The 12,461-nt window shown below is 47.2% G+C and carries 9 protein-coding genes; 2 read left to right on the top strand and 7 right to left on the bottom strand.

Going from position 1 to position 12,461, the window contains the following annotated elements:
• Positions 1-3 precede the first annotated feature (3 nt).
• Complete coding sequence (locus DXX93_RS08065; protein ID WP_116007655.1) at positions 4-879, top strand: DMT family transporter; 876 nt, start codon at positions 4-6, stop codon at positions 877-879.
• 78 nt (positions 880-957) lie between these two features.
• On the opposite strand, the gene DXX93_RS08060 is transcribed toward DXX93_RS08065, so the two are convergent.
• The 3 genes from DXX93_RS08060 to DXX93_RS08050 all read right to left on the bottom strand — a co-directional run bounded on the left by DXX93_RS08060 (position 958) and on the right by DXX93_RS08050 (position 4,917).
• On the bottom strand, positions 958-2,121 hold the full coding sequence (locus tag DXX93_RS08060) for a GNAT family N-acetyltransferase (RefSeq protein WP_116007654.1): 1,164 nt from the start codon (positions 2,119-2,121) through the stop codon (positions 958-960).
• Positions 2,122-2,251: 130 nt separating this feature from the next.
• Positions 2,252-3,583, bottom strand: coding sequence for a metal-dependent hydrolase family protein (locus DXX93_RS08055; protein ID WP_116007653.1), 1,332 nt, complete (start codon positions 3,581-3,583; stop codon positions 2,252-2,254).
• A 251-nt stretch (positions 3,584-3,834) separates the two neighbouring features.
• A complete protein-coding gene (locus DXX93_RS08050; protein ID WP_116007652.1) occupies positions 3,835-4,917 on the bottom strand; it encodes a sensor domain-containing diguanylate cyclase in 1,083 nt (360 codons plus the stop codon).
• A gap of 232 nt (positions 4,918-5,149) precedes the next feature.
• Between DXX93_RS08050 and DXX93_RS08045 the strand changes: the two genes are divergently transcribed.
• Entirely contained in the window at positions 5,150-5,407 is a 258-nt protein-coding gene (locus tag DXX93_RS08045) for a TIGR03643 family protein (RefSeq protein ID WP_116009881.1), read from the top strand.
• A 201-nt stretch (positions 5,408-5,608) separates the two neighbouring features.
• On the opposite strand, the gene DXX93_RS08040 is transcribed toward DXX93_RS08045, so the two are convergent.
• The 4 genes from DXX93_RS08040 to sbcD all read right to left on the bottom strand — a co-directional run bounded on the left by DXX93_RS08040 (position 5,609) and on the right by sbcD (position 12,270).
• Entirely contained in the window at positions 5,609-6,091 is a 483-nt protein-coding gene (locus DXX93_RS08040; protein ID WP_116007651.1) for an FKBP-type peptidyl-prolyl cis-trans isomerase, read from the bottom strand.
• Between the two features lie 161 nt (positions 6,092-6,252).
• Positions 6,253-7,140 (bottom strand): DMT family transporter, encoded by an 888-nt coding sequence (locus DXX93_RS08035; protein ID WP_116007650.1) that lies wholly within the window; start codon positions 7,138-7,140, stop codon positions 6,253-6,255.
• Positions 7,141-7,288: 148 nt separating this feature from the next.
• A complete protein-coding gene (locus tag DXX93_RS08030; protein ID WP_116007649.1) occupies positions 7,289-10,990 on the bottom strand; it encodes an AAA family ATPase in 3,702 nt (1,233 codons plus the stop codon).
• On the bottom strand, positions 10,990-12,270 hold the full coding sequence (gene sbcD / locus DXX93_RS08025) for an exonuclease subunit SbcD (RefSeq protein WP_116007648.1): 1,281 nt from the start codon (positions 12,268-12,270) through the stop codon (positions 10,990-10,992). The genes DXX93_RS08030 and sbcD overlap by 1 nt, the downstream gene beginning before the upstream one ends.
• Between the last annotated feature and the right edge of the window lie 191 nt (positions 12,271-12,461).

Below are 12,461 nucleotides of genomic sequence, written 5' to 3'. Positions count from 1 at the left end.
GATATGCCAATTAACGCGTTTTTAGAACTCCTCTTTTTAGCCTCACTGTGGGGCGCTTCGTTTTTATTTATGCGTATTGGCTCGCCTGAATTTGGCCCATTTTTGCTGGTTGCCCTGCGCACACTAACCGCCAGTTTGTTTTTGCTGCCAATTTTAATGGCTAAGCGTCAGCATCAGCAGCTCAGTGGTCGGTGGCCGCAAATTTTTATCATGGGCGCATTTAACACGGCCATCCCCTTTGCATTGTTTGGCTATGCGTTATTGTCACTTTCCGCTGGTGTTGGCTCGGTTCTAAACGCTACGGCGCCGATTTTTGCGGCCATTGTCGCTTTTATTTGGCTAAAAGATAGGATCTCAATCGCGGGCATTATGGGGTTATTGTTAGGCTTTTTTGGCGTCTATATGTTGATGTCGGGCAAAATAAGTAGCGATGGAGAAACGCTGTTACTGCCGACATTGGCTGCGCTTAGCGCAACCTTGTGCTACGCCATTGCCACCAACTACACCAAGCAATACCTGCACGATTTAAAGCCGCTAGCACTCGCCGCAGGTAGCCAAATTAGCTCGACCTTGATGTTATTGCCTTTTGCCTTGTGGTTTTTACCGAGCGAAATGCCAAGTCACAGCGCGTTTTATTCAGTCGCCGCCCTTGGCGTTTTCTGCACTGGCATTGCCTATATTTTGTTTTTCCGCCTGATTGCCAGTGTTGGCCCAACGAAGGCGATTTCGGTGACTTATTTAATCCCAGTATTTGGCTTATTGTGGGGCTACTTGTTTTTGGCTGAGCCAATAACCCTGAGCACATTGGCAGGCAGTGGCTGTATTTTGTTGGGTGTTGGGCTAACCACTGGCTTATTTTCTCGCCGCTTCGCGAAATAAGGGAACAATAAGCGAATAATAAGGCAGCGTTTTGCGTAGCAGACGTTGGTTGCATGGCAACAAGTGACAATTCGCACTCTAGCCACTGAGTTTATAAGGTAATTCAGTTTGAGCTTGCGCCACGTATTGGGTGAGTTGCGCTTCTTCACGCTCAATAAAATCGGCTATTGCATCGGCAAATATTGGCTGATAAATGCGATAACTGCCGTGAATATACACGGGCTCAAAGCCGCGTTTTAGCTTGTGCTGCCCTTGTGCTCCGGCATTAAAACGCGAGAGCCCCAGCTTAATGCACAGTTCGATACCTTGGTAATAACACAATTCAAAATGCAGGTTGTTGAACACTTGCTCTGCCCCCCAATAGCGTCCATACAATTGGTCGTCGTCATAGAAAAATAACGCTGCGGCAATTGTGCGCCCCTCTCGATAGGCAAACACCAGCGCGCTGCGCTGGGCGATACCAAGCGCGGGATTGGCAAGCGCATCAAAGAATGCTGAGGATAAATAGCCATCGTGACCAGAGCGCTTCATATAGGTTGCTTGGTAAAAGCGATAAAACGTTTGCCAATGCTCGTCGGTAAGCTGCTCGGCAAGATAAGTTTTTACCGTAATGCCTTGTTTGACTATCGCTTGGCGCTCTTTATTGATTGATTTTCGCTTGCGCGCATTGAGCGCCAGCAGAAAGTCTGAAAAGTCTTGATAGTTTCGATTAAACCAGTGGTATTGCACGTCACAACGCTTTAACCAGCCGTTTAATTGCAGTGCCTCAGCGTACGGCTCAGGTAAGAACAAACATTGCACCATAGAGGCATCAATTTGTTTCGCCAAGGCATTAATCGCCTGCGTTGCTTGACTTAAAATGTAGGCTTTATCTGCTAAAAACTCGTCGGCAATGCCAAACCTTTGCCCTGTCACTGGCGTAAATGGCACCGCAGAGACAATTTTGGGATAGTAAGCAATGCCGTGTTGTTGAAACGCATCAGCCCAGCTCCAATCAAATAAGTACTCGCCGTAAGAGTGTGATTTGATGTAGAGGATCACAATGGCAACAACTTGCTGATGATCGTTCGCCAGCACCAAATGACAAGGCTGCCAGCCCGTTTGTTGGGTAACGCAGCCGGTTGTTTCGAGTGTGTTGATAAAGTGGTAGTGAGTGAACGGTTGCTCGCTGGCAAAACAGCGCTGCCAGTCATACTCATCGATTGATTGGCAACTGGTGACAAATTTGGAGTGTAACTTCATCGGATACTTGTTGATAACTGAAAATATGAAGCCAAGCAAGGCAAGGCTTCAACTCCTATCGCCGCTTATCGCGGTATTCCTTTCTTTATTGTAAAGCAGCCACGTGTGTGGCGTTACTACTTACCAATATTTATTGTTTGTAAACTTTGCCGCCTTTCATCACAAAGTCAACATCCATTAACGCTTCGATATTCGCTAACGGGCTGGCATCTAGTGCGATGATATCAGCGAGTTTCCCGGCCTCTAGCGTCCCTAAGCTACTGCTCATGCCAGCAAGATCTGCGGCATTGACCGTTGCTGCTTGCAAAATATCTTGCGTGGTCATGCCAGCGCGATACATTAACACGGCTTCTTTGGCGTTAGTGCCGTGTTTAGACACGCCACTGTCGGTGCCATAAGCGATTTTTACACCGGCTTTGTATGCGCGCGTAAAGTTTTTCAGCATGTCGGCGCCAACGCGAATAGCTTTTTCCTTAATGGGCGGCGACATAAAGTTTGATGTTTTGGCCATCGTTACTACCGTATCGCCAGCTAACAACGTTGGCACTAAGTACGCGCCCGTTTCTTTGAACAGTTTAATACTTTCTTCGTTGGCATAGCTGCCGTGTTCAACGCTATCAACACCAGCGCGCAAGGCTGCGTTAATACCTTCTGCGGCATGGGCATGACTCGTCACTTTACGACCAAGTACGTGCGCGGCCTCGACAATGGCTTTCATTTCATCATCCGCCATTTGCTGACCTGTACCTGTGTTTGTGTCGGATAGCACGCCGCCAGTCGAGGCGATTTTAATTACGTCTGCACCGTACTTAATGGCATGGCGAACGGCTTTACGGCACTCGTAAGGACCATCGCACAGGGTTTCTGGGGTTTTCAATTCAAGTATATCGGGTGACATGCCATCTACGTCTAAATGCCCACCGGTAACAGATACCCCTGTGCCAGCAATAATGCGAGGGCCATCCACCCAGCCTTTATTGATGGCATCGCGCAGCGCGTGAATTTGCTCTGGCTGATTGAGTAAATCTCGAACCGTAGTAAATCCGGCCATCAAGGTTTTGTTGGCAAAATAGACGCTTTTCATCGCGATATCTGCATCCGACATTTGCACCGTTTCTTTGTGATTGTTTGGGCCAAGCTCGCCGTGCAAGTGAACATGCATATCCATTAGTCCCGGCATCACAAACGACGAAGATAAGTCAATTAACTGCGCGTCTTCGCCGTATGTGCGGGTGTTAACAAAGCCTTTTTTCAGTGCGGAAATTTTGCCATCCGTGATCACTAAGCTGTATTTTTTTAGGGGTTTTTCGCCGGGCACGGCCAGTAGCTCACCAGCGTGAATCACTTTAGTATCGGCAAAGGCGGGGGTTGAAATGGCCGTCGCTAAAGCCAATGCTGCCCCTGTTAAACCTTGGCTTGTAAAGTAACGACGTAGCAGATGGCGTTTTGAAAAAATGCCCATAGATAAGTTCCTATTTAAGATTGGCAGACGTTATACCCTGCCTTGTTATTATTGCTATATACCTTAGCATTAAATTTCATGGCCACCATTGCCGTTAATCTTAAATTTCCGGCAGTTTGCCACTCACGCGGTTGACACTCGCCGCAGGGGCGATTGGGCGCTGGCAGAGCAGCGCTCTTAGCTTAATGCACTAAGTCGTTTACTTGCTAACTATTTATTTCCTAACTATTTATTTTCTAACTATTTACTCTCTAACTCGGTTGCTCAGCGGTCGAATAGAAGTCGACCACTTCAACACAATTGCGGCCATTCGCTTTAGCCTTATACAAGCCAGAGTCTGCGCAGGCAATAATATTTTCCATCGATGCATTATTGCCTTCACTTGCTATTGAAACCACACCAAAGCTGGACGAAACGGATAAAGCCTGTCCGTCGAACTCAAAAAGGTGTTGATCAATATCCTGACGAATACGCTCTGCAATGCTGGCACCATAATCAGAGTCAGCATTAGGGAGTACGATAACAAACTCTTCCCCCCCAAATCGCGCAATCCAGTCAACATCTTCTCGAACGCTAGTGGCGGCAATATTGACAAACTCGATCAACACTTTGTCACCAATTTGATGGCCATAGGTGTCATTAATTTGCTTGAAATGATCTAAATCAGCAAAAATGACGGTTAATGGGTAGTTTAATCGTTGGCTGCGATGTATCTCTTTCGTCAGGTTAGCATCGAGGTAGTGGCGGTTATAGGCCTTAGTTAAGCCATCAATAATCGATAAACTTTGCACCTCTTTATTGAGTGCGATCATGCGTCGCGTTAAGTAGTAACTTAAGATGGCAAAGGTACAAAAATAAATCAGGATAAAAATACTGATCATAATTTGAACCGCCCAACTGGCTTCGACAAAGCCAGCAAATGGCCATAAATAGCCCATACCTAACGCCAATGCGATGGCATAAACGAAAATACAGGTTACCAACATTCTAAATGCGCCGATATATAGTGCATTAACACACAAAATAATGCCCATGGTGGACAGCATATAGTAATCCGGTTGGATGCTCACCAGAATGCCCGATATAAATGCATCAACATGAATATTAATGTGCTCTTGGCGCTTGCCATTTTGACTATGCTTGGCCAAAAAATAGGTCACATGTGGGTAACATACCCCCAATATAAACAACCACAAATATTGCAACTCCAACAGACTCTCGCCGAGTTTTAAGCCGCAAATACTCAACAAAAACACCGTTGCATAACAGCGCGGTAAGTAATTTGTTTTAATGATTGGGTGTTGTTTTGGTTGTTGTTTCGCTTGTTCTGTCACTGCTCACTCCCCTAATTAGCGTCCATGCGCTAGCTCATGACTATATCAACTAAGATCTTCAAAGACTATACCACTAGCTAATGCGTGGTTATTTTTTCCTATAAAAATCAAGTATTAGCCTATCAAATGAATAGTCATTCACCACTTGCATAATCTTTTGTGCACCCGTTCGCTATGCGTTACGTAGTTGCTAATGCGTTTAGTAAAATTTAGTAAAGTCGACTTAGAGAAGATGCTCGTGAATTTATCAGATGATGACACATCAAGAATTATTGAAATGGCATGGGAGGACCGAACACCTTTTGAAGCCATTAACGTACAATTTGGTTTGCAAGAAGCGGCGGTTATCAAGCTGATGCGCCGCTCCCTTAAACGCAAAAGTTTTGATCTTTGGCGAGCAAGGGTGTCGGGGCGGTCAACTAAGCACCTGAAACTGAGGCCAGCAGAGGTCAGCCGAGGATATTGCCCAACCCAGTACAAACATCGCTAGCTAAACCGCAAGCCCAAAAAACAAATACCAAAAAAGCCAGCCAATAGGATCAGTATTGGCTGGCTTGGTATTCTTGACTTGGTCTAGCTTGGCATTTTTGACTTGGCATAGTTGACTCGGTTTTTACTGACGCTAAGTGCTTACATGAGGCAAAGCAAAACCTAACATCGAGTTCAACGCCTTGTGCTTAACACCCAGTGATTAGTGCTGATGACCACCTACGCCGTGCGCATGGCCGTGTTCGATTTCTTCGTCAGACGCATCGCGGACATCCACCACTTCTAAATCGAACGTTAGTGTTTTGCCCGCTAGCGGCGGGTTAAGATCACAAGTGACCATAAAGCGCCCTACTTTTAATACCGTGACTTGGCGCTGGCCTTGCTCAGTGTGAACAACCGCTACCATGCCCGGTTTCCACACTTTTGCACCTTGTAGGTGTTTTGTTGGAATGCGCTGTACAGCATCTTCTTGGCGCTCACCGTAGGCGTCTTCAGGGGCAACGGTTACTGAGAAGCTATCGCCTGCCGACTTGTCTGCCAGTGCGTTTTCAACACCCACAATCATGTTGTTATGGCCGTGAAGGTAAGCCATTGGATCGCCGCCAGTGGAGCTTTCAACTGTTTCGCCTGATTCGTCTTTCATTGTGTAGTGAAACTGCACTACTTTGTCTTTGGTAATTTGCATAGTGTTTGTCGTATTTGATTCGTGTGAAAAATGCGACGCGAGTGTAGCAGATTATTCGCTCTGGCAGGAGTGCTTTATCCCAACGCTACTGCAAGATACGTGATTTAAGCGCTGTTACAGCACTAAGCTAAAAAACTAGGCTATGAAACTGAGCGATAAAACTAAGCCAACAACAAGAGCACTACCACACTGATAATAATCAGTAGCATGCCAATAATTTCAACGAGCGTGGTTTTCTCTTTAAAGATGCGATACGTCAGAATCAGGGTAATAAAAAACTCTACCTGCCCAAGTGCTTTAACATAGGCCGCCGTTTGATAGCTAACCGCAGTGAACCAGCCAATTGAGCCTAACAAGCTGGTTATGCCAACGAATAACGCTAACCGCCAATGGCGGATCATGTTGCGAAATTGTCCCGCATCGCGAGCCAACAAATACAGCGCCGACAGCAAAGATTGCGCGCTGATTAAAAAGACGAGGGTCACCGCCGCGCTGACCATTGGATGACTGCCAAGTGCCAGATTGGATTCGCGAATCAGCAAGGTGGTTATCGCCAAGCCAAGGCCAGAGGCCAATCCATAGCCCGCACCGGGGTTCATGAGCACATCTTTGACACTAAATTTCACTTTTGACAGCAAAATCACGCCGACCACACCTAAAATTACTGACAGCCACCCGTAACCTGACAAAGGCGCAGCAAATAACAAAGCGCCAATCACGGCGACTTGAATCGCTTCGGTTTTAGCTAAACTGGTGGCTACGGCAAAGTTGCGATATTGAAACGCAACCACTAGGCAAGCGGTACCTATCAGCTGAGCGAAGCTGGCAATTATCGCGTATTGCAGGAATTCATCGTTAAGTTCAGGCATTGCCACTTGATAGTACTCAAGCGCCCACCACAAATAGAGCCACGCGAATGGCAAGGCAAAAATATAACGCACACCTGCCGTTGCTATTGAGGATAACTGCGCCGACAGTTGTTTTTGTCCTGCCGTGCGCACGGCTTGCATAAACGCAGCGAGTAAAGTGAATGCGATCCAAGTTTCCATTTAACAACTGTCTCTTGTGGGGGAATGTTTGTGCTAGTGCGTATTCATATTAGTGAGCATTTATAGTAGTGCTTAGGCTGTCAGGCAACCAATAACCAAGGGTTATCATGACTATTAGTCACCTGCCGGTACTGCGATTGCGGCGATGCTATTGCGGCAAATAAGCAAATTCAGGTGCAAGTTTACTCACCCCTAAACCACTTATTTTTTCCACTTTAATTTGTGTCGCAATACGCTCTTTTAGCGTATCAATATGGCTGATAACACCAATCATTTTGCCTGCGGCATTAAGGTTATCAAGCGCGTCAAGCGCCACCTCAAGCGTATCGTTATCCAGTGTGCCAAAGCCTTCATCTAAAAACAGCGAGTCTATTTGTGTTTTGGCACTGACCAAGTCCGATAACGCCAACGCTAGTGCAAGCGAGACAAGAAAGCTTTCACCGCCCGACAGGGTTTTCGTATCGCGCGTTAAATCCGCCTGCCAGGTATCAACCACTTCCAGCGCAAGTGATTCGTTTGCTTGGCGGGATAATTGATAACGACCATGTAATCGCATTAGCTGTTTATTGGCTAAATGCACTAAATATTCCAGCGTTAAGCTTTGCGCAAACCGCCTAAACTTGGCGCCATCTGCTGAGCCAATTAAGCCATTAAGGTGGCTAATATCATTGAGCGCCAGTTGTTGGCGTTCAATATCTGCCATTAACGATGTCTGCTCTTGTCGGCGCTTGGCATCTTGTGTCAGCTCAAAAGCCAGTTGCGCAAGCTCGATTTGCATCGCTTTTAAAGCACTTTCTTGGGAAGCCAATCCTGCTTGCAGCTCAGCCAGCGATATGTTGCTGTCGCTCAGCGTAGGTAAAGCCGCCAGCTGCGTTTGATATTCCTTGGCAAGGGCTGCCTGCTGCTGTGCTTGCGCTTTGAAATCATCGGCTAACGCACTGATTCGCGCAAAATCCTCCGCAGGCATATTGGCGGCGATAAAGGCCGCTTCATCGGAAAATTCACTATCGGCCAAAGCACTCTGCCATTGTTCAATCGCTTGAGTGAACTGCGTTTGCACATCCTGTTGCTGTTGGATGAGCAATTGGTGCTGCCCTTGCACATGTTGCTGTGCGTTGGCAGCTTGGTTGTAGGCACTTTCTACAGTTTGTTGGCGCGCTGTGAGTTCTGCCTCGGCACGGGCAATACTGTGCTGTTCTTGCTCTACCGTGTTATCACCAAGCAGCGTGATTAACTGCGCTTGCAGCTGCGAAACTTGCTGCGCTAACGCAGTAGTTTCTTGGCTAAGCTCAGTTAATTGTTGGTTTTCAGCGAGTTGCTGTTGCTGCGCACTGATCAACGACTTTTCCAGTGATTGAATATCTGCTTGTGCTTGCTCACTCGCTTTTGCTTGTTGCTGATACTCGTTAATTTGCTGCTCTAGCTGGACTAACCAATTGGCAAACTGCGCAACCTCAGGCGCGCTAAGTTGCAGCTCTGCCGCTTGCGCTGTGATTTGTTGCCACAATGCTTGTGCTTGCTTGCTCGCACTTGCTAACTGCTTGAGTAATTTTTCATGTTCAGCCTGTTGATGCGCTGCTTGCTCATTAGCCACGGCTTGTTGCTGCGTTAGCTGGGCAATGTGCTGCTCAACGTCTGCCAATTGCTTTTGCTGAGCGCTCTCCTGCTCTGTCATTTCCATCAGCGCGGTTTGACATTGCATTACTTGTGAGATCTGCTGCTGAATATTCGCCTGCTCAGCATCTATTTGGGCAATTGGCCAGATCTCTTGGGCATTGATAGTTAGTGGTTGGCAAGCGCCTTGCCACTGTTGATTCAACGATGCTATTTGTTGCTCAAACGCCACCAGCTGGTGCTCAATTTCGGTCAGCAAACTTTGTTGGTGATTACACTGTTCATTCAGCTCTATCCCCTGTTTGGTTAATTGCTCAACCAAAGGTTTTTGCGTGGCTAACTGCGCTTCTTCACTTGACACAGTGAGCGCCTGATACTCGGCAATAGCCGGATGCTCAGTGGCGCCGCACAGTGGGCAAGCATTGCCGGGTTGTAACTCGGCGCGATAGTCGGCAAGTTGCTTAATGGTTTGCTGCTGACTGACCACTTTTTCGAGCAAATTCAGCGTGTGCTTGGCTTGTTTAAACTCCGCTCGCTTTTCACCCAACAAGGTTTCCTGGTGTTTTAACGTTTGCTTTAGCTCTGTTTGTGCCTGTTGTTTTTCCAACAGTTGCTGATGTGTTTGCGCAAATTGTTGGGCGATTAGGCCAAGTTCATTTAGCCCTTGTTGATGTTGCTGTAATTGCAGCAGGTGTGTTTGCAAGTCAGCTTCACTAGCAAGGCAGCCGCCAGCGATTTGAATTACTTGTAGCTGGCGTGCTCGCTGCTGCTGAATTTCCAGCTGTGCTTTTTCTAACGCTTGTTTGGTGATGGCGTGTTCAGCTAAAGCCTGCTCACAGTGTTGCTGTTCGGTTTGCGAACTTGCTTGCTGTGCTGCTAGTACTTTGATGGCTTGCTCTGCTGCTAGCTTGTCGTTATTAAGCGCTTGCCAGTGGCTAAAATCACTCTGCCATTTGCCCACATAACTTGGCAGCGCTTGCACGTATTGATTGTTTGCCAAGTAATCGACAATCGTTTGATAAGCCTGCTGCTGGCCTGCTAATTCAGATTGCTGGTTAGCAATGGCGTTCGCGATATTATTCAGGCTCGCTTGTTTGTGCTCGGCGATGGCTTGTTTTTCACCGAATAGTGTTTGGCTGTGCTGCAAACTTTGTCGCGCTGGCAGAATTTGCTCGTTTAACTTGGTGTTGCGCGCCTTTAGGTCTGCTTGCTGTTGGCCAGCTTGCGCCTGCCACTGATTAAGTGCCGTGGTTTGTTCACTCAGCTCCTGATCAGCGGCTGTTAACTGCGCTGTGGTCGCGGCTAGTTGCTGCTCAAGGCTTTCGGACTGCTGCTGAATTTGCTGCTTGGCCGCATATTTTTCCTGAATAGCAATTGCTGGTTTTGCATTATCGAGCGCATCAAGTTCGTTTTGGTGAGTTTGTTGCCGCTCTGCCAGCGCGGCTTGATTAGCAGATAATGCTTGCTGCTTGTCAAGTAATGTCGCACGCTGTGTTGCTATTTGAATATCTTTTTGAAGCGTTTCCACTTGCTTAGCATGGCCGCTCTCTTGCTCAACTAACGTTTGCTGCTTGGCTTGCAGCGCTTGCACTTGTTCATCGCTGAGTAGCTCAACACCGTCAAGTTTGGCTTTGAGTAATGCCAGACTTTGCTCACTGGCTTTCGCTTCTTGGAACACAGCTTTAGAAATATCGCCGTAAATGTCACTGCCAGTTAGCTCTTCTAAGAGCTCAGCGCGATCATTAGCTGATGCATTTAAAAACGCCGCAAACTGCCCTTGTGACAACATCATCGACTTGGTAAAGCGGCCAAAATCTAAGCCCGTCAGTTGGGCGACTTGTTGCCTGACCGCTTGCAGTTTTTCGGCGAGAATGTCACCGCCTAACGTCGCTAACTCTGCTTTTGCCGGCTGCAATTTACCATCAGGCGAATTTTTTGCCCGGCGCTGACTCCAAAACGCACGGTAGCCTTGACCTTTGACCTCAAATTCAACTTCCGCTAAACAGCTCGCCGTGTGACGCGTCATCAGCTGGTTGTTCTTATCAGAGATATTCAAGCGTGGCGTTTGATGATAAAGGGCTAAACAAATCGCATCTAAAATGGTGGTTTTACCCGCCCCTGTCGGTCCAGTAATGGCAAATAAGCCATTGCCAGCAAATGGCTCTTCGCTAAAGTCAATAAACCAGTGACCTTTAAGCGAGTTTAAGTTCTCAAAGCGCAGTGACAAAATTCTCATTATTTCGCGCCCTCCCCGCTGGCCTTGCTTGCGTGGTTGGCTTGATCTGCTTTGTCACTTTGCTCAAGTACTTGTTGGTGCACTTGCTTAAACAAGCTGGTGAGCCGTGTTCTTTGTTGCACTTGCGCTTCACTTTGCCAAACTTCTTGCTCAAGACGCGCAGTAAACACATCGTCAACCGAGAGCTCTTCGAGTGTTACCGTGCGCTGGCTGCTCATTGCCTGTTGCCGCGCTTGTTTGCTGCGACGAATGAGTAACACCTCAATAGGGAGATCGCGGGTTAACTCTTGAACACGAGCGGAGAGATCTGCCAAATACCCTTGTGCACTGATCTCAATGTCTAACCAAAGTGGTCGTTCGCCTTTATGCTGAGCGGCGAGCGCCTCTAACTCTGACGCCAGCTCGTCAACACTGGTTTTGAGCATTGCCATAGGTTGAAAGCGCGGTATGGTGATAGGAGTGACGTCAACGTTGGCATTGGCACTGCTTTCACCTCTACTAATACTCACTAAATTAACGGTTTTGTCATGAGCGGCTTCGTCAAAACTCAATGGAATTGGTGAGCCGCAATAACGAATAACCTCGCTATCCGCGACTTTTTGTGGTCGATGAATATGCCCCAGCGCGATGTAGTCGGCGGCAGGAAAAGCGCCCGCAGGAAAGGCTTCTAATGTACCAATATAAATTTCACGCACCGAATCAGAGCTTTTGCTTCCCACTGTGGTTAAATGCCCGGTCATAATCACTGGCAATTGATATTGAGCAGCAGCTTCGTAAAGCGCCTGATAATGCTCGGTAATCGCGGTTTGTAATTGTCGCTGTTTATCACTGGCACTCTGCCCTGCTTGGCTAGTCACCAAATCACGGGGTCTGAGAAATGGAATGCCACACACAATACCTATCGCTTCACCGTTGTTATTTTTTATCTCGACCAACTGATCTTCAATATTAGTTGCAGCAGTTGTTATCACTTGCGTGTTTAACCCTGCTAACAACTGCTTTGATTCACCGAGCATGGCGACTGAGTCGTGGTTGCCTGCCAAGGCAATCAACTGGCAACCTAGCTGATGTAACTGGTTGATAAAATTAAAATAAAGCTCGCGCGCATAACTTGGCGGCGTGCCGGTATCAAAAATATCACCCGCTAAAACTATGGCATCTACATTGTGTTGTGTGACTTGCTCTAGCAGCCAGTCGAGAAATTGTTGGTGCTCGTCAGCGCGGCTTTTGCCATAGAAATGCTGACCCAAATGCCAGTCGGATGTATGCAGGATGTTCATGAATAGCGATGATTATTATTGTGCACGAAAGCGGTAATTTTACCTTATCAAGGATTTTTAAACACTGGAAATTTCTCATCTTGAGGTGTTTCAACAGTCACCTAAAAAATGGCCTCAGCAATAACATCAACCATATTGAAACCGAGAGCGAAAACAAGGCCAAAGCGCTAAAACCGATCGTGAAATATTTT

Origin of the sequence: Thalassotalea euphylliae (assembly GCF_003390335.1) — a bacterium.
Taxonomy (GTDB): Bacteria; Pseudomonadota; Gammaproteobacteria; order Enterobacterales; family Alteromonadaceae; genus Thalassotalea_F; species Thalassotalea_F euphylliae_B.
The sequence above is the reverse complement of the archived record's forward strand: the minus strand, read 5'-3'. Positions and strand labels throughout refer to the sequence as shown.

What these genes read in the sequence shown, in the direction of transcription:
- DXX93_RS08065 (WP_116007655.1), top strand. Translation starts at nt 4, where the DNA reads ATGCCAATTAACGCGTTTTTAGAACTCCTCTTTTTAGCCTCACTGTGG.
- DXX93_RS08060 (WP_116007654.1), bottom strand. Translation starts at nt 2,121, where the DNA reads ATGAAGTTACACTCCAAATTTGTCACCAGTTGCCAATCAATCGATGAG.
- DXX93_RS08055 (WP_116007653.1), bottom strand. Translation starts at nt 3,583, where the DNA reads ATGGGCATTTTTTCAAAACGCCATCTGCTACGTCGTTACTTTACAAGC.
- DXX93_RS08045 (WP_116009881.1), top strand. Translation starts at nt 5,150, where the DNA reads ATGCTCGTGAATTTATCAGATGATGACACATCAAGAATTATTGAAATG.
- DXX93_RS08040 (WP_116007651.1), bottom strand. Translation starts at nt 6,091, where the DNA reads ATGCAAATTACCAAAGACAAAGTAGTGCAGTTTCACTACACAATGAAA.
- DXX93_RS08035 (WP_116007650.1), bottom strand. Translation starts at nt 7,140, where the DNA reads ATGGAAACTTGGATCGCATTCACTTTACTCGCTGCGTTTATGCAAGCC.
- DXX93_RS08030 (WP_116007649.1), bottom strand. Translation starts at nt 10,990, where the DNA reads ATGAGAATTTTGTCACTGCGCTTTGAGAACTTAAACTCGCTTAAAGGT.
- sbcD (WP_116007648.1), bottom strand. Translation starts at nt 12,270, where the DNA reads ATGAACATCCTGCATACATCCGACTGGCATTTGGGTCAGCATTTCTAT.